We start from the raw sequence: 22313 nt of genomic DNA, 5'->3' as shown, positions 1-22313 counted from the left end.
CGCCATGCCGAACGCGGCCATGGCCCGCTCGGTGCTTGACAAACCCAGTGGTTTATCGTTAAATCACGGCGATTCTTCTGAAATATCCGGTTCAATTCCTGGGTTCGAGTCTCCGCTCCAGAAGCTTGAGACTGGCTTGAGTGGCACTGGAATCTGCAGGCGCCAACATGGCGCAAAGACTCTCAGTCCGGGCGGCAGCATAGCCGAGGCCGGGCTGTTCGCGCGAGTCCTTGCTTTCCCGTAGACCGTTCGATGATCCGTACAGCCGCTGGCTGCACGGATCAACAGCTCATCGTCAGCACTCGACGATGTTCACCGCCAGGCCGCCGCGGGCCGTTTCCTTGTACTTGGTCATCATGTCGGCGCCGGTGTCGCGCATGGTCTTGATGACCTTGTCCAGGCTGACGAAATGCGTGCCATCGCCGCGCAGCGCCATGCGGGCCGCGTTGATCGCCTTGACCGAGGCGATGGCGTTGCGCTCAATGCAGGGGATCTGGACGAGACCGCCGACCGGGTCGCAGGTCAGACCCAGGTGGTGCTCCATGCCGATCTCGGCCGCGTTCTCGACCTGCTCGGGCGTGCCGCCCATCACCTGGCAGAGCGCCGCCGCCGCCATCGAGCAGGCCACGCCGACCTCGCCCTGGCAGCCGACCTCGGCGCCGGAGATCGAGGCGTTTTCCTTGTAGAGGATGCCGATGGCCGCTGCGGTCAGCAGGAAGTCGATCACGCCGTCGTCGTTGGCATGGTGCACGAAGCGCGAGTAGTAGTGCAGGACGGCCGGCACGATGCCGGCTGCCCCATTGGTCGGCGCCGTGACCACACGGCCTCCGGCGGCGTTCTCCTCGTTCACCGCCAGCGCGTAGAGATTGACCCAGTCCATCACCTGCAGCGGATCGCGCAGCGCGGCCTCTGGATTCGCGGTCAGGTCGCGGTGCAGCTGGGCCGCACGGCGCTTGACCTTGAAGCCGCCGGGCAGGATGCCCTCGGTCTTGCAGCCGCGGGTCACGCAGTCCTGCATCACCTGCCAGATCCTCAAGAGACCGGCGCGGGTCTCTTCATCGCTGCGCCAGTGCCGCTCGTTGCGACGCATGACTTCGGCGATGGAGATGCCGTGCGCCTTGGTCAGGGCCAGCAGCTCGTCGCCGGTCTTGAAAGGGTAGGGCAGGACCGTCGCATCGGGAGCGATCACCTTTTGCTTGGAACCATCGGCCGCCACCTCGTCGCTGACGATGAAGCCGCCGCCGACCGAGTAATAGACGCGGTTGGCGATCTCATTGCCTTCGGCATCGAAGGCCAGGCAGCGCATGCCGTTGGCATGGAAGGGCAATGACTCGCGGCGCTTGAACACCAGGTCCTTGGCTTCGTCGAAGCGCACGGCCTGCTTGCCGACCACGCTCAGGTCGCCGGCGCGAATCGCGGCGAGCAGCGAAGGAATCGCCTCGATGTCCACCGTGTCCGGCTCATGGCCCGCCAGGCCCAGCAGCACGGCCGTGTCGCTGCCATGGCCCTTGCCGGTGGCGCCGAGGCTGCCGTACAGGATGACCTGGACACGGGCCACGCGGGCCAGCAGGCCCTCATGGTCCAGGCGCAGCCCGAACAGGCGCGAGGCGCGCATCGGGCCCACCGTATGCGAGCTGGACGGACCGATGCCGATCTTGAAAAGGTCGAAGACCGAGACTGCCATGCAGACTCCTTGTTAGAGCCATTGAGGACCCTCGCGAGGCGAGGGGCTCACATCCTCACTCGTAGGCCGACACCGGCAGGCAGGAGCAGACCAGGTTGCGGTCGCCGTAGACGTTGTCCACGCGGCCCACCGGAACCCAGTACTTCTGGCGGCGCAGCGTCGCCACCGGGTAGGCGGCGGCTTCGCGGCTATAGGCATGGGTCCATTCGGTCTTAAGCAGGCTCTCGGCCGTGTGCGGCGCATTGACCAGAGGGTTGTCCTCGCGAGGCAGCTTGCCAGCCTCGACCTCGGCGATCTCGGCGCGGATCTGCAGCATGGCGTCGCAGAAGCGGTCCAGCTCGAACTTGGACTCGCTCTCGGTCGGCTCGACCATCAGCGTGCCGGCCACCGGGAAGCTCAGCGTCGGGGCGTGGAAGCCGTAGTCGATCAGGCGCTTGGCCACGTCTTCGGCGCTGACGCCCGAGGTCTCCTTCAGCGGACGCAGGTCCAGGATGCACTCGTGGGCCACGCCGCCACCCTTGACGCCGGCGATGTTGCCGCTGAAGTGGATGTCGTAGGCATCGGCCAGGCGGGCGGCCACGTAGTTGGCCGACAGGATGGCGGTCTCGGTGGCGGCGGTCAGGCCGTCGGCACCCATCATGCGGACATACATCCACGAGATCGGCAGCACGGCCGCGTTGCCCAGCGGCGCGGCGGACACGGCACCGATGGCGGTCTCGCTCTGGTAGCCGGCCGAACGGTGGGTCGGCAGGAACGGAACCAGGTCGGCGACCACGCAGACCGGGCCGACGCCCGGGCCGCCACCGCCGTGCGGAATGCAGAAGGTCTTGTGCAGGTTCAGGTGACTCACGTCGCCGCCGAACTCACCCGGCGCAGCCACGCCGACCAGCGCGTTCATGTTGGCGCCGTCGACATACACGCGGCCGCCATGCGAACGGACCAGCTGGCAGATCTCCTTCACATGGGTGTCGAACACGCCGTAGGTGGAGGGGTAGGTGATCATGATCGCCGCCAGCTTGTCGGCATGCTGCTCGCACTTGGCCTTCAGGTCGGCCAGGTCGATATTGCCTTCCTTGTCGCACTTGGTGACCACCACCTGCATGCCCACCATCTGGGCCGAGGCCGGGTTGGTGCCATGGGCCGACTCGGGAATCAGGCAGACCTTGCGATGGCCTTCGCCGCGCGACTCATGCCAGGCCTTGATGGCCAGCAGGCCGGCGTATTCGCCCTGCGAGCCGGCGTTGGGCTGCAGGCTGATGCCCGAGTAGCCGGTGGCTTGGCAGAGCCAGGCGGTCAGCTGCTCATTCAGCAGCGCATAGCCAGCCAGCTGGTCATGCGGTGCGAACGGGTGGACGCCAGCGAACTCGGGCCAGGTGACCGGAATCATCTCGGCCGTGGCGTTGAGCTTCATGGTGCAAGAGCCCAGCGGAATCATCGAGCGGTCCAGGGCCAGGTCCTTGTCGGCCAGGGCGCGCAGGTAGCGAAGCATCTCGGTTTCCGAGTGGTGCGTGTTGAAGACCGGGTGGGTCAGGTAGTCGCTCGTGCGGACCAGCTCGGCCGGGATCAGCGAAGCCACACCCTTCTCGAAGGAGGCCAGGTCTGCAGTGACGCCGAACACGGCCAGGATGGCGGCCAGGTCTTCGCGCGTCGTGGTCTCGTCCAGCGAGATCGTGAGGCTGTCGGCACCGGCGCGGCGGAAGTTCATGCCGGCGGCCACGGCGGCGGCCAGGATGGCTTCGGTCTTGGCACCGGTGCTGAGCTGCAGCGTGTCGAAGGCGCGGCCGTTGCCCTTGAAGTCACCCAGGGCCTTGGCCAGGATGGCCGTGTAGCTGGCCACGCGCTGGGCGATGCGCTTCAGGCCCTGCGGGCCGTGGTAGACCGCATACATGCTGGCCACGACGGCCGGCAGCACCTGGGCGGTACAGATGTTGGACGTGGCCTTCTCGCGGCGGATGTGCTGCTCGCGGGTCTGCAGGGCCAGGCGGTAGGCCGGGTTGCCATGCGTGTCCACGCTGATGCCGACCAGGCGGCCGGGCAGGTTGCGCTTGTACTCGTCCTTGCAGGCCATGTAGGCGGCGTGCGGGCCGCCATTGCACATGGGCATGCCGAAGCGCTGCGTCGTGCCCACGGCGATGTCGGCGCCTTGCTCGCCGGGCGACTTGATCAGCGTCAGCGCCAGCAAGTCGGCCGCGGCGATCAGCAGACCGCCCTGGGCATGGACCGCGTCGGCGATGGCCTGCAGCGAGCGGATCTCGCCGTTGACGCCCGGATACTGGACCAGGGCGGCGAAGCATTCGATCTTGCCGGCGTCCTCGGCCTTGCCGACCTGGACCGTGATGCCCAGCGGCTCAGCGCGGGTGCGCACCACTTCCAGCGTCTGCGGCAGCACGTCGTCAGCGACGAAGAAGACGGTGCTCTTGCTCTTGCCCACGCGGTCGGCCAGGGTCATGGCCTCGGCGGCGGAGGTGGCTTCGTCCAGCATCGACGAATTGGCGATGGCCATGCCGGTCAGGTCGCAGACCATGGTCTGGAAGTTGACCAGCGCTTCCATGCGGCCTTGCGAGATCTCGGCCTGGTAGGGCGTGTACGCGGTGTACCAGGCGGGGTTCTCGAGGATGTTGCGCAGGATGACGCCGGGCGTCAGCGTGTCGTAGTAGCCCTGGCCGATGTAGCTCTTGAGCACCTTGTTCTTGCTGGCGAGCGCCTTCAGTTCCTTCAGCGCCTGGACTTCGCCCACGGCAGCGGGCAGGTCCATGCCGACCGAGCGCTTGATGCTGGCAGGCACGATGGCCTCGATCAGCGCACGGCGCGAGGCCGAGCCGATGACGGACAGCATGCCGGCTTCGTCGGCGGCGTCGGGCCCGATGTGGCGGGCGTGGAATTCGGTGGCGTTCTCGAGCTCGGCGAGGGGCTTCAGGGCAGACATCAGCATGGCAACAATCCTTGCAAAGGCGCCGGCCGACTTGTGGTCAGGGCCGGCGCCGGTGGGGCCTGTTCGGTCGTTCAGGTCCCGTTTTCTTGAATCAGAGGCGAATCAGCTGTTCTTGACCAGCTCGTCGTAGGCCGTGCTGTCCATCAGCGCGTCCAGCTGGCCGGGGTTGCTCAGCTTGACCTTGAAGAACCAGCCGCTGTTCAGCGGGTCGGTGTTGGCCAGGGCCGGGTCGTTGCGCAGGTCTTCGTTGACTTCGGTGATCTCGCCGTCCACCGGCATGTAGACGTCGGCAGCGGCCTTCACCGACTCGACCACGCCGGCCACTTCCTTCTCGGCATAGCTCTTGCCGACTTCGGGCAGGTCGACGAAGACCACGTCGCCCAGCGCTTCCTGCGCGTGGACCGTGATGCCCACGATGGCAGTGCCGTCGGCTTCGATCTTGAGCCATTCGTGGTCGGGCGTGTACTTGATGGTCATGGTGGAGGGCTCCGTGTTGGTCGGATGAAAAGTAGGAACGATAGGGGACGACGATCAGCCGCGGTAGTAGCGGTTGGGCGTGAACGGGGTGGGCGAGACGGTCATAGGCGTGCGCTTGTCGCGGACGATGGCGAACAGCTCGGTGCCTTGCGCGGCATGGGCGGTGGCCACATAGGCCAGGGCGACCGGCTTGTTGACCGTGGGGCCCAGCGTGCCGCTGGTGACGACGCCGACTTCGGTGCCGTCGGCGGTGACGATCTTGGCGCCTTCGCGCACCGGCATGCGCTCGGAACCGACCAGGCCCACGCGCTTGCGGGCAGCGCCGCTGGCCAGCTGCTGGTCGATCACGGCAGCACCGGGGTAGCCGCCGGCACGGGCGCCACCGGCGCGGCGCACCTTCTGGATCGCCCAGGTCAGCGAGGCTTCGACCGGGTTGGTGTTGGTGTCGATGTCATGGCCGTAGAGGCACAGGCCGGCTTCCAGGCGCAGCGAATCGCGGGCGCCGAGGCCGATGGGCTTGACTTCCGGCTGGGCCAGCAGCTTGCGGGCCAGGGCCACGGCCTGGTCCTGGTGGACCGAGATCTCGTAGCCGTCTTCGCCGGTGTAGCCCGAGCGGGTCAGGAAGGTGGGGATGCCGTCCAGCTCGAAGAAACCGCCGGTCATGAAGGTCAGCTTGGCGACCTCCGGGTTCAGGCGCGACAGCGCGGTCACGGCCTCGGGGCCTTGCAGGGCCAGCAGGGCCTGTTCGGGCATGGTGATCACTTCGCACTGGCCGCCCAGCTTGGCCTGCATGTGGGCGATGTCCTGCTCCTTGCAGCCGGCGTTGACGACCACGAAGAGGTCGTCGAGTCGGCGGCAGACCATCAGGTCGTCGAGGATGCCGCCCTCATCATTGGTGAAGAGTGCGTAGCGCTGCTTGAAGACGCCCAGGTCGACGATGTCCACCGGGACGATGGTTTCCAGCGCTTCGGCGGCCTTGGGGCCGACCAGGCGCACCTGGCCCATGTGGGAGACGTCGAACAGGCCGGCAGCGGCGCGGGTGTGCTTGTGCTCGGCCATCACGCCGGTGGCGTATTGCACCGGCATGTCGTAGCCGCCGAAGGGCACCATCTTGGCGCCGAGTTCGATGTGGAGGGCGTGCAGCGGGGTCTTCAGCAGGGCATCAGCGGACATGGCAGTGGGCTCAGGGCAATCAAAGGTCCCACCCGGGTAGGGTGGGGGAGTTTGCCCAGGCTGTCCGTGGTACTTGAGAGATTGACCGCCGGCGAATCGCCCGCAGCTTGCCCCTTCAGTGGACGGGCTCGGGGGCCCGCCTCTCTCCAGCTTGGAACGCCCGCATCGGGGCGTTTTGTCAGTCCTTTTGCCTGAGCGTTCGAGACTTGGGATCAACCGGTGTCTCTGCGCCTTCGGCGGCTCCCGCTAGGGAACTCTCTCCTGACGGCGCGGATTGTAGCCAGGCTTTTAAGCGCCGCCTAAGTCGCCCATGCAGAATTTGCGCCCATGCGCATTCTTCTGGTCGAGGACGATTCCATGATCGGCGAGCAACTGCTGGAGCTGCTGCGCGCCGAAGCCTATGCGGTGGACTGGGTGAGGGATGGCGAGCTGGCCGACGCGGCCTTGCTGACCGAGTCCTACGACCTGGTCCTGCTGGACCTGGGCCTGCCCAAGCGCGACGGCATGAGCGTGCTGCGTGCCCTGCGCGCGCGCAAGCAGGCCATGCCGGTGCTGATAGCTACGGCACGCGATGCGGTGGAGCAGCGCATCGCCGGACTCGATGCCGGCGCCGACGACTACGTGCTCAAGCCCTTCGAGCTGCATGAGCTGCTGGCCCGCATCCGGGCGCTGCTGCGGCGTGCCAGCGGCCGGGCCGAACCCGTTTACGGCTACAAGAACGTGAGCATCAATCCCGCCACCCGCGAGGTGCTGCTGGAGGGCCGGCCGGTGACGCTGTCGTCACGGGAATGGGCCGTGCTGGAGCCGCTGCTGGCCCGCCCCGGCCTGGTGCTGTCGCGCCAGCAGCTGGAAGACAAGCTCTACAGCTGGAAGGACGAGATCTCCAGCAATGCGGTCGAGGTCTACATCCACGGCATCCGCAAGAAGCTGGGCGCCGGGCTGATCGAGAACGTACGCGGTGTCGGCTACCGGGTTCCCAAGGAATGAGCCGCCTGATCGCCTGGGGCCTGATGCCCCGCTCGCTGCGCAACCGCCTGGTGCTGATCCTGTTCGCCCTGTTGTCGCTGGCGGCGCTGCTGCAGGGGGGCAGCGCCTACCGCAATGCGCTGGCCGAGACCGACGAGATCTTCGACTACCAGATGCAGCAGATGGCCTTCTCATTGCGCGGCGACCTGGTCTCGGGCAGCGGCACGGTGAGCGTCCCTCTGGGCGAGGACCAGAGCTTCGATTTCCTGGTCCAGGTCTGGAGCCTCAGCGGCACGCCGCTGTTCCGCTCGCCCGGCGAGGACTGGCTGCCGCAGCGCGCGGTGCTGGGCTTCTCGGAGGTCGATTCGCGCGGCAAGCGTTATCGCGTGTTCTCGATGCAGACCCGCTACCAGGTGGTGCAGATCGCCCAGGACCTGTCGGTGCGCAGCCGCATGGCCCGACAGCTGGCCTTGCGTACGGTGGCGCCGGTCGCCCTGATGCTGCCCTTGCTGGCCCTGTCGGTGTGGTGGGTGGTCAGTGCTTCCTTGAACCCGGTCTCGAGGGTGCGCGAGCAATTGGCGCAGCGCCGGCCTGATGACCTGACGCCGGTGCCGGATCACGAATTGCCCAGCGAAGTGCAGCCGCTGGTGCGCGAGATGAATTCCTTGCTGGAACGGGTGCGGGCCGCCTTCGAGGCGCAGCAGCATTTCGTGGCCGATGCCGCGCATGAGCTGCGCTCGCCGCTGGCGGCGCTGAAGCTGCAGCTGGAATCGCTACAAAGGGCCGGTGGCGACGAGGAGCGCGCCGCCGCGTTCCAGCGCCTGGGCACGGGCATAGACCGCGCAGCCCATTTGATCGAACAGCTGCTGCTGCTGGCGCGAGCCGAGGGCCGCGAGCCTGCTGCGGTCAGGTCGGTGGACCTGGAATCGCTGTGCCGCGAGGCCGTGGTCGAGGCCTCGGACCCGGCCAGGGAAAAGCAGATCGACCTGGGACTGGAGGCCAGTGAGGCACTGACCGCGCACGGCCAGCCGGAAGCGCTCCGCATCCTGCTGCGCAATCTGCTGGACAACGCCATCAAGTACACACCGGCCGGCGGCCGTGTGGACCTGAGCCTGTCACAAGCCGGGTCGGGTCGGGCGCTGTTGCTGGTCGAGGACAGCGGCCCTGGCATCGCTTCCGAAGACAGCGAGCGGGTGTTCGACCGCTTCTACCGCGGCAACGGCCAGCTGCGCGCCCAAGGCGCCGGCCTGGGCCTGGCCATCGTGAAGGCCATCGCCGACCGGCATGGCGCGAAGCTGGAACTCGACCGCTCGCGCCGCCTCGGAGGCCTGGCCGTGCGAGTGCTGCTGCCCAGGGGCGACGCTGCCGGCTGAGCGGCCGGCAGGCGCACGCTCAAGCCGCTGCGGTCAACCGGCGGCGGCGCGTCCAAGCCAGACCCGCCAAGGCCAGGCCGGTCAACACCAGCGCACCGGGCTCGGGCAGGCGGCCGTCTTCGGCCTGGAACACCGCAAAGCCCCAGTTGCTGTCCGTGAAGTCGGTGTCCTTGCCACCGACAAAATCACCATAGCGTTGCCAATGGGCACCGGTCGTGTCCTGGTAGCCGGTCTGCTTGGCGGTAAATCGGCTGGTATCGCCGTCCTCGTTGTCCGCAAAGGCAAGCCACATGGCACCGCAGCAGGCGACGCCACCGCCAAGCGGGGCAGCCGACTCGGCATCCAGCACCGCCACCAGGGCGTTGGCCGCGTCATTGGCTGCCAGGGCATTGCCGAGAAAGCTCGGCAGGTTCACGCCAAACACCGAGTTGTAGGAGCCGAAAACGAAGGAGACGTTGTAGCTCGTGCCACCGACGTCGAGATGCTGGACCCCGGTGGCGACATTGCCGGAATAGGTGACAACCGGTGCGGCCGTGACCAGGCCACCGATCAGCAGGCCGCCGGCCAGCGCGAGTGGCTGCAGGAGCCGGGAGAGGGACTTCGTCATGATGACCTCCTGGACTTGGAACCGGGCGTTTGTGGCGAGCACAAATCGCGCCGCGTCGGAGCATGGAGGGAAACGCGCTTGCAATCAATCCCTTGCCATTGGCCTCAGGCCAAGCCCCTCGCTGTTTGTCGGGTTCTCCGACATCGGTACCGAGCGCCGCCCCTTTAAGCGACACCTAAGCCGGCCGCTGCAAAGTCCATTGCATCCGCTTTGTTCCCATGAAAGGAGACGATGTGATGAACACCGAACGAACCATTTCCGCCAAGCGCCTGGTCTGGGCCCTGGCCACGGCCGGCGTGCTGGGCGCGGCCACCGGCGCGCTGGCCATGAAGGGCAGCGCCGCCGCGATGGCACCGGCCCATGAGCAAGCGGCCCTGCTGGCCAGCGCTGCGGCGACGGCGACGGCAGCGGCCCCGCCGACCAGCGCGGCAGCGCCTACGACGCTGGCCTTGCCCGACTTCGCCAGCATCGCCGCCCGCCAGGGCGGGGCCGTGGTCAACATCAGTGTGACCGGCTCGACCAAGCAGGCGAACGGAGCGTTGCAGCGCCGCGTGCCGATCGACGAAGACGATCCGCTGTTCGAGTACTTCCGCCGCTTCCAGATCCCGGGCCAGCCGGGCCAGCGCGAAATGCCGTTGCGCGGCCAGGGCTCGGGCTTCATCGTCAGCGCCGACGGCATCATCCTGACCAATGCCCATGTGGTGCGCGATGCCAAGGACGTGACGGTCAAGCTGACCGACCGGCGCGAATTCACGGCCAGGGTGCTGGGCGCCGACCCCAAGACCGACGTGGCCGTGCTGAAGATCGAGGCCAGGAACCTGCCCGTGGTGCAGCTGGGTGCGACCAAGGACCTGCGAGTCGGCGAATGGGTGCTGGCCATTGGCTCGCCCTTCGGCTTCGAGAACAGCGTCAGCGCCGGCGTGGTCAGCGCCAAGGGCCGCGCCCTGCCGCAGGAGAGTTTCGTACCGTTCATCCAGACCGATGTGGCCATCAACCCCGGCAATTCGGGCGGTCCGCTGTTCAATGCGCGCGGCGAGGTGGTCGGCATCAATTCGCAGATCTACAGCCAGAGCGGCGGCTATCAGGGCCTGTCGTTCGCGATTCCCATCGAGGTGGCCAACCGCGTGCGCCAGCAGATCGAGAAGGGCGGCAAGGCCCAGCATGCGCGCCTGGGCCTGGTGATCCAGGACGTGAACCAGGGCTTCGCGGATTCCTTCAAGCTGGACCGGCCCGAGGGTGCCCTGGTGGCGAGCGTGGAGGAGGGCGGCCCGGGTGCCAGGGCCGGCCTGCGCTCGGGCGACGTGATCCTTGCGCTGGACGGCAAGCCCATCGTCGCCTCCAGCGACCTGCCGGCGATGCTGGGCCTGGCCACGCCGGGCGAATCGGTCAAGCTCGAGGTCTGGCGCCAGGGCCGGCGCGAGACGATTTCGGCCAAGCTTGGCGACGCCTCGGACAAGCCCGCGCTAGCGGCCGAGGCCGACGACCAGGCCTCGCCCGGCCAGCCCAAGCTGGGCCTGGCCCTGCGTCCGCTGCAACCCGAGGAGCGGCGCGAAAGCGGCGCGCGGGACGGCCTGCTGGTCCAGGACGTGACAGGGCCGGCCGCCAGCGCCGGCGTGCGCCCCGGCGATGTGCTGCTGGCGATCAACGGCACGCCGGTCGGCTCGGTCGAACAAGTGCGCAAGGTGGTCGGCGAAGCCGGCAGGTCGGTGGCCCTGCTGGTCCAGCGTGGCAGGGACAAGATCTTCCTGCCGGTCAAGCTGGGATGAAGATCGAGGATTGAATGAAAAAGGGGCCGCTGCTGCGGCCCCTTCGCTTTGTTGCGCCAGCGGTCAGTGACCGTGGCCGTGCGACATCGACATCTGGTCCATGTCTATGGGCATCCCGGCACCGGCCGCGCCGTCGAAGAAGAAGGGCTTGCGCGGCTTGTTGCGCGACACCACTTCGTTCATCGTGCCCGGCTCGTAGACCCTGCCGTTGATCATCACCTGGCTGATGCGGTCGCTCTGGCGGATGTCCTTGAGCACGTCGCCGTCGATGATCACCAGGTCGGCCAGCTTGCCGACTTCCAGCGAACCTATGTCCTTGTCGAGGCCGAGGTAGCGGGCCGGGTTGAGCGTGGCGCTGCGCAGCGCTTCGAGCGAGCTCATGCCGCCCAGGCCGAACATCCACATCTCCCAATGCGCACCCAGGCCTTCGCGCTGGCCGTGGGCGCCGATGTTGGTCGACACGCCGGCGCGCTGCAGTTCGGTCGCGGTCTTGGCCACCTGGATGACGTTGAAGTCTTCCTCGGGGGCGGTCTCGCGGCGCACGCTGCGCGGCACCAGCACGCTGGCCGGCACGTACTTGCTCAGGATGGGGTGCTTCCAGACCTCGGTGCGCGCGTACCAGTAGTGCTCGCCGTCCAGGCCGCCGTAGGCCACGTTCAGCGTCGGCGTGTAGCCGACTTGCGTCTGGCTCCAGAACTGCTTGACGTCGTCATAGACCTTGGCGATGGGCAGCGCATGCTCGACGCCGGTATGGCCGTCCACCACCATGCTCATGTTCAGCTGGAACATGGAGCCGCCCTCGGGCACGACCATCATGCCGGTCTGGCGGGCCGCCTCAATCACCTGCTGGCGCTGCTCGCGGCGCGGCTGCTGGTAGCTCTTGACGCTGATCGCGCCGACCGCCTTCATCCGCTTCAGGTGGGTGAGGGCGTCCTCGTAGTTGTTGATCACCGCCGTGAACGAGGTCTTGGCGCCGTAGAGGATGGTGCCGGTGGAGTAGATGCGCGGGCCGACGACCAGGCCGGCACGCTGCATTTCGGACTGCGTGAAGATCTCGCCCGTGCTGTTGCTGGGGTCGTGGATGGTGGTCACGCCGAAGGCCAGCGAGGCGTAGTTGACCCAGCTCTGCTGCGGGATCAGCGAGCTCTCGCCCATGCCGCCATGCCAGTGGGCATCGACGAAGCCCGGCACCACGGTCTTGCCCTTGGCGTCGATGGTCTTGGCATCGGCCGGCACCGCCACTTCGCCGCTCTTGCCGACGGCCACGATGCGGTTGCCGTCCACGACCAGCACGCCGTTCTCGATCACCTCGTCACCGCGCATGGTGGCGATGCGGGCGCCGGTGATGGCGATCTTGCCGGCGGGCTTGTCGCTGGCCTGCTGGAAGCCGATCTTCTGGCCGTTCTCCTGCGGCTTGTAGCTGGCCGGCTTGCCGTCGGCGCCCACGGCGAAGGCCTGGGCCAAAGGCGCGGTGAACAGCTCGTCGCCGAGCGAGAAGTGCAGCTTCTGGCTGTCGCCAGACCAATGCATCTGCTCACCGGCATTCACGTCCAGCTGGCGCACCGGGATGCTGTCCATCTTGGGCGCGACGCTGATCGGCTTGCCGGTCTGGGGCAGGGGGATCACATAGGCGTGGAAGCGCTCGGTGAAGCCCAGCCACTGACCGTCCGGCGAGATCGCGTACTCGGCGCCGTTGTCGCTACGGGCGACCTCGGTCTCCGTGCGTTCCTTCAGGTCGATGCGGACCAGCTTGCGCAGACTGTCGACCTCGCTGGTCGACTGGCTGCGGCTGACGTAGACGAAGTCATTGGAAGCGCCGAACTGCGGCGAGTCTCCGTCCTTGGCGATGCGCTGCGGCTGGCCCTTGCCATCGGCCGCCACCAGGTAGACGCCGTTCTCCATGCCGTGCCAGGGCGTGGTCAGGAAGCCGCCGCGCGACTTCTGGTAGACCACGCTCTTGCCGTCGGGCGAGAAGCGCGGCGCCAGGTACTTGCCGGGCGCGCTGGTCAGCACGGTTTCCTTGCCGCTGGCGACGTCGAGCTTGCGCACCGCGCCCAGCTTCTCGTCGTTCCAGCTGACGTAGACCAGCTCCTTGCCGTCGCGCGAGAAGCTGGGGAAGAACTCGAAATGCTCGCCCTGCTGCTTGGTCAGGCGGCGCGGCTGGCCATTGCCAGCCAGGTCCTTGACGTAGAGATGACCCAGGGCCGAATAGACGGCCGTCTTGCCGTCCGGCGAGACGCGCACCCAGCGCAGCATGCGAACGTCGAACTGGTCGGGCGCCACCACCTGCGCCACGCGCAGGGCCTCGCGCACTTCACGCGTGTCCTTGACATGGAACGGGATCTCGGCGGCGCTGCCCTTGAACGGGTCCACACGCCAGAGCTTGCCCTGGGCCCAGACCACGATCTGCTTGGCATCGGGCGTCCAGGCGAACGAGGGATAGACGCCGTAGACCGACCAGGATTCCTGCAGGTCGCGTTCCAGCTGGCCCCAGGCCGGGAACTCGCGGCCGGTGGCCAGGTCCTTCAGGAACAGCGTGCTCTGGTTGCGGATGCGGCGCACGAAGGCCAGGTACTTGCCATCGGGCGAGGGCGTCGGGCGGATCGCGCCGCCGGGGCCCTGGACAAAGGCTTCGGTCGTGCCGTCGCGCAGGTCCTGGCGGAAGATCTTGAAGATCTCGCCATTGCCGTCCTTGTTGTATTCGAAGCTGCGGCCGGGCGTGGCGTCGTTCGAGTAGTACAGATGGTTGCCGTCCGGCGACAGGGCCGGCTCGCCCAGGTCCTTCTGCCAGTTGGGCTTCTCGTTCAGTTGCAGGCCCTTGCCGCCGTCCAGGTGGTACATCCAGATCTCGCCCGAGCCGGCCGAGCGGGTGCCGGTGTAGTGTTTGCGGGCCAGCAGGTACTTGCCGCTGGGATGCCAGATCGGGTTGTTGAGCAGGCGGAAGTCTTCCTTGGTGACCTGGCGGGCATTGCTGCCGTCGGCATTCATCACCCAGACGTTGTCGCCACCGGCGGCATCGCTCAGGAAGGCGATCTGCTTGCCGTCCGGCGACCAGCGTGCCTGGTGCTCCCATGCCATCGAATGGGTCAGGGCCTTGGCCTCGCCACCGGCGATGGGCATCACATAGAGGTCGCCGAGCAGGTCGAACACCAGGCTCTTGCCGTCGGGGCTCACGTCCACGCTCATCCAGCTGCCGGTTCGGGTGTCGATGCTGACCGTCTTGGACGGACCGGGCGGTGTATTGACGTTCCAGCTCGGCTTCTTGGCGCCGTCGGTCGAGGCAGCAGGGGCCGGGGACTGGGCGTTCGCGCCCTGGCTCAGGCCCAGGATCAGGGCGGAGGCCAGCAGGCTCAGGCGCGGATGGCGCATGGCGGCGAAAGTGGACATCGGACGACTCTTTCGTTGTGAGAAGGAGGAAAGAAAGAAAACAGGCGGCGCGAAGCATAGCGGGCTCGGGGAGGGGTGGCCAAAGGCAGGGCGGGTCATCCCGGATGGTCAGGCCATGCGACGAAATCCCCGCGCAGACACAGCGATCACCGTGAGCTGTGCGCTCTGTAACCAGGACTTGCTTGCGGCCTTGACAGAAATCGTCGAGCATCGGCGCACATGCATCGTTGGATCGCCGCCTCGCGGCTGTTCTAGGGGGACGGTGTGCAGTTGCTTGCAGAGTTGGCCACGCCCGACGTGGCCGTCGATTCGCTGGCCTCGCGGCCTGGCTTTCTGGCGGACCAGGTTGCCGGCCCTTCGGCCAGGCGGCGTGCCCTGCTGACGCTGGGCCTTTCGCTGTTGGTCTTCCTGGCCCTGGCACCGCTGGCGCGCGTTCAGCTCTCGCCGGTTCCGGCCTTCATCCCCATCTACGAAACTGCCCTGGTCGTCAACGACCTGATCACGGCCGTGCTGCTGTTCGGCCAGTACCGCATCCTTCGTTCGCGGGCGCTGCTGTCGCTGGCCTGCGGCTATCTGTTCACCGCCCTGGTGGCCTGCGTTCACGCACTGAGTTTTCCGGGCCTGTTCGCGCCGGCCGGCTTGATCGGCGGCGGGAGTCAGACCACGGCCTGGCTCTACATGCTCTGGCATGCCGGTTTTCCGCTCTACGTGCTGGCCTATGTGCTTCTGAAGCAGGGCGGTCAGCGGGCAGGGCGCCGGGAAACCTGGGCCCTGCCGGGCCTGACGGTCTGCCTGGTCGCGGCCGGAGCGCTGCTGGCCACGGTCGGCGAAGACTGGCTACCGGCTTTGATGCGCGGAAATCGCTATGCACCGGCCATGCTTGCCACGGTCACGTGCGTCTGGGCCTGCAGTCTGCTGGCGCTGTACAAGCTCTGGCGCCTGCCCGAGCGCAGCGTTCTGGACCTCTGGTTGATGGTGGCGCTATCGGCCTGGCTGTTCGACATCGCGCTGTCCGCTCTGCTGAACGGCGGACGCTACGACCTGGGTTTCTATGCCGGCCGCATCTACGGCCTGATCGCCTGCAGCCTGGTCTTGTTCGAACTGCTGCTGGAAAACGCCAGCCTCTACAACCGCCTGGCCCGCCAGTACGAGCGCGACCGCCTGGTCAGCGCCGAACTCGAAGTGGCGCGCGATGCCGCCGAGACCGCCAACGTGGCCAAGAGCATGTTCCTGGCGAACATGAGCCACGAGATCCGCACGCCCATGAACGCCATCGTGGGCCTGACCACGCTGATGCTGGAAACCAAGCTCGACGGACGCCAGCGCGACTACATGCGCAATGTCCACACCTCGTCCAAGGCGCTGCTGACCTTGCTCAACGACATCCTCGACTATTCCAAGGTCGAGGCCGGCCGCATGACACTGGAAAACGAGGAATTCAGCCCCGAGGAGACCATAGAGAACGTCGGCAACCTGTTTGCCGCCAAGCTCGAGGAATCAGGGCTTGAGCTGCTCTACCGGGTCGAGAAGGATGTGCCCCAGCGTCTGCTGGGCGATGCGCTGCGTTTGAGCCAGGTTCTGAACAACCTGGTGGGCAATGCCATCAAGTTCACACCGCGCGGCGAGATCGTCATCGGCCTGGAACAGGTGGCGCGGGCCGAGGGCAGGGTGCAGCTTCGCTTCAGCGTCAGCGATACCGGCGTGGGCCTATCGAAGGAGCAGCGGCAGCGCCTGTTCGAGTCCTTCAGCCAGGGCGACCGCAGCGTGGCGCGCAAATACGGCGGCACCGGCCTGGGCCTGGCCATCTGCAAGCGCCTGGTCGGCCTGATGGACGGCGAGTTCACGGTCGGCAGCACGCCGGGCGAGGGCAGTTGCTTCAGCTTCACCGCCTGGTTTGGCGAAACCGTCAGCAAGTCTCAGCCGCCCGACCTCCATCGCATCCTTGGCATGCGGACCCTGGTGGTGGACAACCAGCCCACGGGCCGCCTGATCCTGCAGCAGCAACTGCAGCGCTGGCGCTTCCAGGTCGCCACGGCCTCGTTCGGTGACGAGGCCCTGCACAAGCTGCGGCGCGCCGAGGCGGTGGCGCCTTATGAGCTGGTGCTGCTGGACTGGAAGGCGGCCGGCCATCACTTCATCGAGCAACTCTGGCCCCTGGTGGCCGAGCGCAAGGCCGAGCCGCCTATCCTGGTAGTTATGGTCAATCTGCATGCAGCCGACCAGGTGCAAGCGCTGCTGGAAGGCAATTCTCGAGCGCTGATGCTGGTCAAGCCGGTGACGCCCTCGCGCCTGTTCGAAGCAATCGTCCAGCTCCAGCATGCAGGGGCCGAGCCGCCGTCGGAACCGGCGCCGCGCAAGTCGGATTGGGCCGCCAGCCTGCAGCCGCTGCGCGGTGCGCGGGTGCTGCTGGCCGAGGACAACCCGGTCAACCAGCAGATCGCCATGGCCTTCCTGGCCATGGGCGGCCTGGAGGTCACGGTGGCCGCCAACGGCGTCGAGGCGGTGGACTGGTTCAAGCGCGACCGTTTTGACGTGATCCTGATGGACGTCCAGATGCCCGAACTGGACGGCATCCCGGCGACACGCCTGATTCGCAGCTTGCCCGGCGGCGATGCCATTCCCATCATTGCGATGACAGCCGCCGTGCTGGACGAAGACCGGCAGGAATGCCTCGCCGCCGGCATGAATGCCCATGTGTCCAAGCCCATAGACCCGAGCGAGCTGATCCGCACGCTGCTGGCATGGGTGCCTCCAGTCGAGACAGGAACCCGGCCCGCGGCATCTTCGGCGCCTGGCTCCTGACTCACTGACGGACTTGCTTGCTTGCTAGACTGCCGCTCCAGGCAAGCCAACAACGAGGTAGGGACATGGCAACGAACAAGTCAGCGTTTGGGCCGATGCTGTCGGCCGTCATTGCATCGATGCTCGGTGCGTCCGCGCCCGCCGCTACCGAGAGCCTGTCGCCCCAGCAGCGGCAACAACAGGCCGAGACCGGCGAACAAGTGCGCCTCACGGCCGTCATTCATTTCGACTTCCAGGGGCAGGCCCGCGTGGTCGACCTGCGCAACGTCAGCGGCAACCTGCCTCAGGGCTTCAAGGAGACTTTGCAGCAACGCCTGCTGGCGGTGAAAGTGCCGCCGCCGACGCTGAACGAGCAACCGGTGGACTGGCGGACCGGCGCCTTGATCTCGCTGGGCATAGAGCGCCAGGCCGATGGCGGCGGCCAGCTCACGATCAAGCAACTGCGCTTTGTGCCCTTGGCCGTTTTCACCGGCATGCTGGACCTGCCGCGTGCCGTCTCGTCGGCCAACAATTTCGACCATCGCTTCGAAGTCGTCTGCGAGATCGACGCCGAAGGCCATTGCGATGCCAGTGTGGAAGCCCCGGTGCCCATGCCCGAGCCGGTTCGCAAATGGGCCTTGGACAGTGCCAAGCGCTGGCAGTTCGAGCCGCAGCAGCTCGCGGGCCAAGCCCAGCCGGGCAAGGTCCGCGTGCCGATGTGGCTGCAACAACCCTTTGGAGAGGAAGCCCATCGACCGATCGACTTCCGCGTGATCGAGCCGTTCTACCGGATGCGCTCGTCGCGGGAATAGGTGGCGATGGCCGGGCGGTCGGGCTGGGTCGGACGACCGGTTTCGGCGCCCGATCAGTTAGTTGACATAATACACATTGTCGAACAATCAGGGCGAGGCAAAGTCAGCGGCCAAGCCTTCAAAAACAACGCTGGCCCGCAGCCCGTGCCCGGCGAATCCGGTGTCCAGCACCAGCCTTGCATGCATCAATCCCGCGAAGCGTTCGCAGATGGCCAGCCCGAGGCCAGAGCCGGCGCCCAGTTCGGCGCCGGCATCGCCTTGCTTCCAGCGGTCGCGCAGGCGCTGGCGCTGCTCGGCAGGAATTCCCGGCCCCTGGTCAATGACCGACAGCCAGATTTCGCCGGCGACGCGGCTGACCACGACGCTGATGCTGTCATGGCCACCGGCCGGCGCGCGGCCGTAGCGGAATGCGTTGTCCAGCAGATTGCCGAGCAAGCCCTCGACCAGCGCCCGGTCAGCACGGACGAACACGTCTTCGTCCAGGCCGGCGGCGACCAGTTCGACGCCCAGCGCATCGGCGCGTGGCAGCCAGCCCAGCATCAGCTCGCGGACACAGTCGTTCAGCTTCAGCGGCTTCAGGCTCAGGGCCGAGTCGGCTTCCTTGGCCAGGGCCAGGGCCAGCAATTGCTCGACCAGATGGCTGGCGCGCTTCTCGCTGCGCAGCACCGCCACCAACTGCTCGCGCCACTGGCTGCAGTCCTCCTGTGCCAGGCCGAATTCAGCAGCTGCGCGCACGCCGGCCAGCGGCGTGCGCAGCTCATGGGCGACATTGCCGGCGAATTCGCGCTGTGCTGACAGGCTCCAGGCCACGCGCTGCAAGAGGCCGTCGATGGCGTTTGACAAGGCCTGCACGTCGCTGGACGGTGCGCCGCCGTTCTGCACTCTGGGTAGCGGCGTCAGATCGGCTGAATCGCGGCTTTCGATCGTCTGCGCCAGCTCGGTCAGCGGCTGCAGCTCGGCATGGATCAGGCGCCGCAGCCAGAGCGCCAGACCCAACAGCAGCAAGGCCTGTGGCGCAATCGATGCGACGAACAAATGATTCAGCAAGGTATCGCGGCTGCCGCTGGTGCCGGCAACGACGACGCGATACGGCAAAGGCAGTTGCCGGCTCAGCACTACGCCATGCAGGCGGATGCGGCCGTGGCGCATGTCGGCGTACTGGATCTCGTTGCCGTCCAGCTCCTCGGGCAGGATCAGGCCGCGCGTGCCGGCCACCAGGCGGCCGTCGGCGGCCAGCACGGCGTAGTAGTTGGTCTCGGTCGCGTCGTAGAGGATGGACTGCATGTCCTCGTCGCTGACCTCGAGCTTGAGCTTGCCGTCGCGCAGCTTGACGTGGGCGGCCAGCAGCTGGGCGTCGTCCAGCATCGAGCGGTCATAGGCCAGCTTGGTGAAATAGGCCGCCGTATAGAGGCCGACCAGGCTGCCGAGCACCCAGGCCAGCAGCAGGGCGGGCGTCAGGTGGCGCAGCAGCCGGGTGCGCAGCGAGGTGGGCTTGGAAGCCCGGCTTGCGAAAGGCAATCGGCCGCCCTGCCCGTCCGCGCTCACGCCTCCGGCTCCATCAGATAACCCAGCCCCCGCAGCGTGCGTATCGCCGCGCCGCTGCCCTGAAGCTTCTTGCGCAAGCGTGAAACGAAGGCTTCCAACGCATTGCTGCCCAGCGCGTCGTCCAGGTCCGACAGCTTTTCGGACAGCATCCGCTTGCTGACCACGCGGCCGGGCGGTGTCATCAGCTCCCACAGCACGTCGAATTCGCGCGCCGGCAGCTCCAGTTCGCTGTCGGCCAGGAAGATGCGACGCGAGCGACGGTCCAGGCGCAGCTGGCCCACCTGGACCTGATCGTCCAGGTCCAGGCGGCGGCGCACCAGGGCGCGCAACCTGGCCTCGACTTCGGCCAGCTCGAAGGGCTTGCCCAGGTAGTCGTCGGCACCCGCGTCCAAGCCCTGGATGCGCTCCTCGGTCCGGTTGCGGGCGGTCAGGATGAGAACCGGCGTGCGGTCACCGCGCGCCCGGGCTTCGCGCAAGGCCAGGAGGCCATTCCCATCAGGCAGGCTGAGATCCAGCAGCACGGCATCGAAGGCCTGCACCTTCCACAGCCAGCGGGCTTGCTCCAGGTCGACTGCATCGTCCACCCGATGGCCGGCCTGGCTGAGGCTGCCGTTCATGATGGATCGCAGGGTGGGGTCGTCCTCGACCAGCAGGATGCGCATGGGGGCGCACTGTAACGGTCCTCGCCCCGCCCCCGCGAGCCGAGGGGCGACGAGTCAGCATCCGGTCAGGCCCTGGCGGAGATAAACGCGTCGGTCCCTGCCCCCCTGCCTGTCTGCCCCGCCGATGAAGATCTCCGCTGTTCCTGCGCGCCCGGTCTGGCGCATCCTGCACCTGCTTTTTTCGCCGCGTCTGGCCGGTTCGGAGCGCTATTGCCTGGACCTGGCCGAACGCCAGGCCGAGTTGGGCCACGAGGTCCATGTGCTGGGCCAGCGTGGCTCGGCCATGGAGCAGGCGTTGCGAGGCAGTGCCGTGAATTTCCATGCGCTGAGCTGGCCTTTGCTGCGCGGCTGGCAGGCCCGCCACCTGATCGCCCAACTGGCGCCCGACCTGGCCCATGCCCACCTGAGCCCGGCCTGCAAGGCGCTGGCAGGATTGGGCAGCGACCTGGCCACCGTGGCCACCCTTCATGTGGGCTACAAATCGCACCAGCATGCAGGCTTGGACGGCCTGATCTGCGTCAACCACAGCCAGCAGCAGCGCCTCGGCGATTATACCGGCCGGCAGCGCGTGATCCCGAACTGGTTGCCCGCCATGCCCACGTCGGTCGATGCCCGCGGGCGCTGGCGTGCCAAGCTCGGGCTGGGCGAAGCGCAGCCCCTGGTCGGTGCCGTTGGCCGACTGCATCCCAGCAAGGGGATGGACCTGCTGATCGAAGCGTTCAAGGCCCAGGCCCCGGCCGAAGCCGCCCTCGTCATCGTGGGTGAAGGCCCGCAGCGGGCCGAACTGGAGAGGCTCGCTGCCGGCGATACCCGCATCCGCCTGCTGGGCTTCCAATCCCAGGTCGGCGAGATCCTGCAGGCGCTGGACCTGTTCGTCTCCCCATCCCGCGAAGAGTCCTTCGGCCTGGCCCTGGTTGAGGCCATGTCGGCCGGCCTGCCGCTGCTGTCCTCGGCCACCGAAGGTCCGCGCGAAATCCTGGCCGGCCGTGAAGCCGTGCTGGTCGAGCCCGGATCGGCATCTGATCTCGGCCGCGGCCTGGCGCAGGCCTTGGCCAAGGTGCAAGGCCAGCGGCTGGCTCGCCAGGTTCATGACATGCAAGCCTTCGAACCGCAGCGCGGCGTGGCGGCGATCAACGAGCTCTATGCGCAGCTGCTGCAGGACAGGCGCCTCGCAGCGGCAAAGCTCGGTGCCCTGCCCATTGCCAGCCATGCTTAAGCGGCCGCGCAGCGACTTCTGGCAGGTCGGCGTCGTGCCGGAGCGCATTGAGTCGGTCAGCGAGGAAACGGGCCTGCTGGAGCAGCGCGACAAGATCCGCTGGTTGCCCGACCCAGGGCCCTGGCGTTACCTGGCCGACCCCTTCGGCCTGCAGCGCGCCGGCCGTACCCATGTCTTCGTCGAGGCCTACGACTACCGGACCAAGCATGCGGTGATCGAGCGCCATGAGTTCGGCCCGGACCTGGAATGGCGCGACAGCAGCGTGGCCCTGGCCCGGCCGTTTCACCTGTCCTATCCCTATGTGGTGGAAGATGAGGACGGGGCGCTGTTCATGGTGCCCGAGAGTCACCAGGCCGGCGAGATCGCGCTGTACCGGCCGCAAGGCTCGCTGGACAGCTGGGTGCGTGAGACCGCCCTGCTGCCGGACACGCCGGGTGCGGAGCCTTCATTGATCAAGTACCAGGGGCTTTGGTGGATGTTCTTCACCGTCGTCGGCGCCGGTGCCCGCGACCAGCGCGAGCTGCACCTGGCTTATGCCGAGCGGCTGACCGGCCCCTGGAAGCTGCATCCCTTGAATCCGGTGCTGGAGGACAGAGCCGGTGCCCGGCCCGGCGGCACGCCCTTCGTGGCGCCCGATGGTGCCTTGCACCTGCCGGTGCAAGACTGCAGCCGCAGCTACGGCGGTGCCATCCGCATCTTGCGCATCACGCGCTTGAACGAGCGGGAGTTCGTCTGCCGGCATCTGCCGGCGAGGCTGGAAGGCCAGCTGGTGTCCGACAGTCACACGGCCGGCCTGCACACGCTTTCGAGCTGCGGCCCGTTGAGCTTGCTGGACTGCAAGCGGGTTTCACGCTCACGCACCCGCCAGTGGCTGGACCTGCAGCGGCGCTGGCGCCGCCTGGCCGGGACCGAGGCCCGACCGTTCAAATAGC

At 67.2% G+C, this 22313-nt stretch carries 15 protein-coding genes and 2 riboswitches; of the genes, 7 read left to right on the top strand and 8 right to left on the bottom strand.

What is annotated here, in order from left to right; translation table 11 throughout:
* Positions 1-295 precede the first annotated feature (295 nt).
* The 4 genes from QT382_RS03795 to gcvT form a co-directional block, all read right to left on the bottom strand.
* Complete coding sequence (locus QT382_RS03795) at positions 296-1684, bottom strand: L-serine ammonia-lyase (protein WP_289252709.1); 1389 nt, start codon at positions 1682-1684, stop codon at positions 296-298.
* Between the two features lie 55 nt (positions 1685-1739).
* Positions 1740-4616: an aminomethyl-transferring glycine dehydrogenase gene (gene gcvP, locus QT382_RS03790; RefSeq protein WP_289252708.1), complete on the bottom strand. Its 2877-nt coding sequence runs from the start codon at positions 4614-4616 to the stop codon at positions 1740-1742.
* Positions 4617-4718: 102 nt separating this feature from the next.
* Positions 4719-5093 (bottom strand): glycine cleavage system protein GcvH, encoded by a 375-nt coding sequence (gene gcvH, locus QT382_RS03785; protein WP_289252707.1) that lies wholly within the window; start codon positions 5091-5093, stop codon positions 4719-4721.
* A 54-nt stretch (positions 5094-5147) separates the two neighbouring features.
* Positions 5148-6266 carry a glycine cleavage system aminomethyltransferase GcvT gene (gene gcvT, locus QT382_RS03780; RefSeq protein ID WP_289252706.1) on the bottom strand — a complete coding sequence of 373 codons (1119 nt, stop codon included), beginning with the start codon at positions 6264-6266 and terminating at the stop codon, positions 5148-5150.
* 50 nt (positions 6267-6316) lie between these two features.
* A riboswitch (glycine riboswitch) is annotated at positions 6317-6426 on the bottom strand.
* A 9-nt stretch (positions 6427-6435) separates the two neighbouring features.
* Positions 6436-6540, bottom strand: a riboswitch (glycine riboswitch).
* A 53-nt stretch (positions 6541-6593) separates the two neighbouring features.
* On the opposite strand from gcvT, the gene QT382_RS03775 reads away from it, so the two are divergent.
* Both QT382_RS03775 and QT382_RS03770 read left to right on the top strand, forming a co-directional pair.
* Complete coding sequence (locus QT382_RS03775) at positions 6594-7253, top strand: response regulator (RefSeq protein ID WP_289252705.1); 660 nt, start codon at positions 6594-6596, stop codon at positions 7251-7253.
* Positions 7250-8605 (top strand): ATP-binding protein, encoded by a 1356-nt coding sequence (locus QT382_RS03770; protein WP_289252704.1) that lies wholly within the window; start codon positions 7250-7252, stop codon positions 8603-8605. Before QT382_RS03775 ends, QT382_RS03770 begins: the two co-directional genes overlap by 4 nt.
* 19 nt (positions 8606-8624) lie before the next feature.
* On the opposite strand, the gene QT382_RS03765 is transcribed toward QT382_RS03770, so the two are convergent.
* Positions 8625-9212 carry a PEP-CTERM sorting domain-containing protein gene (locus tag QT382_RS03765; protein WP_289252703.1) on the bottom strand — a complete coding sequence of 196 codons (588 nt, stop codon included), beginning with the start codon at positions 9210-9212 and terminating at the stop codon, positions 8625-8627.
* 236 nt (positions 9213-9448) lie between these two features.
* On the opposite strand from QT382_RS03765, the gene QT382_RS03760 reads away from it, so the two are divergent.
* Positions 9449-10978: a DegQ family serine endoprotease gene (locus QT382_RS03760; RefSeq protein WP_289252702.1), complete on the top strand. Its 1530-nt coding sequence runs from the start codon at positions 9449-9451 to the stop codon at positions 10976-10978.
* Between the two features lie 63 nt (positions 10979-11041).
* Here the strand turns inward: QT382_RS03760 and QT382_RS03755 are convergent, their stop codons facing one another.
* The gene (locus QT382_RS03755; protein ID WP_289252701.1) at positions 11042-14365 is read right to left on the bottom strand and encodes an amidohydrolase family protein; all 3324 of its coding nucleotides are present in this window, start codon (positions 14363-14365) and stop codon (positions 11042-11044) included.
* Between the two features lie 264 nt (positions 14366-14629).
* On the opposite strand from QT382_RS03755, the gene QT382_RS03750 reads away from it, so the two are divergent.
* Together QT382_RS03750 and QT382_RS03745 are read left to right on the top strand one after the other, a co-directional pair.
* Entirely contained in the window at positions 14630-17167 is a 2538-nt protein-coding gene (locus QT382_RS03750) for a hybrid sensor histidine kinase/response regulator (protein WP_289252700.1), read from the top strand.
* 65 nt (positions 17168-17232) lie between these two features.
* A complete protein-coding gene (locus QT382_RS03745) occupies positions 17233-17958 on the top strand; it encodes an energy transducer TonB (protein ID WP_289252699.1) in 726 nt (241 codons plus the stop codon).
* Positions 17959-18045: 87 nt separating this feature from the next.
* On the opposite strand, the gene QT382_RS03740 is transcribed toward QT382_RS03745, so the two are convergent.
* Entirely contained in the window at positions 18046-19503 is a 1458-nt protein-coding gene (locus QT382_RS03740; protein WP_289252698.1) for a sensor histidine kinase, read from the bottom strand.
* Positions 19500-20165: a response regulator transcription factor gene (locus QT382_RS03735; RefSeq protein ID WP_289252697.1), complete on the bottom strand. Its 666-nt coding sequence runs from the start codon at positions 20163-20165 to the stop codon at positions 19500-19502. Before QT382_RS03735 ends, QT382_RS03740 begins: the two co-directional genes overlap by 4 nt.
* A gap of 124 nt (positions 20166-20289) precedes the next feature.
* On the opposite strand from QT382_RS03735, the gene QT382_RS03730 reads away from it, so the two are divergent.
* Both QT382_RS03730 and QT382_RS03725 read left to right on the top strand, forming a co-directional pair.
* Positions 20290-21381 (top strand): glycosyltransferase, encoded by a 1092-nt coding sequence (locus QT382_RS03730; RefSeq protein WP_289252696.1) that lies wholly within the window; start codon positions 20290-20292, stop codon positions 21379-21381.
* Entirely contained in the window at positions 21374-22312 is a 939-nt protein-coding gene (locus QT382_RS03725) for a glucosamine inositolphosphorylceramide transferase family protein (protein WP_289252695.1), read from the top strand. The genes QT382_RS03730 and QT382_RS03725 overlap by 8 nt, the downstream gene beginning before the upstream one ends.
* Position 22313 lies beyond the last annotated feature (1 nt).

Source organism: Pelomonas sp. SE-A7 (assembly GCF_030345705.1).
Taxonomy (GTDB): domain Bacteria; phylum Pseudomonadota; class Gammaproteobacteria; order Burkholderiales; family Burkholderiaceae_C; genus JAUASW01.
This window is presented reverse-complemented; position numbering and strand designations above follow the sequence as displayed.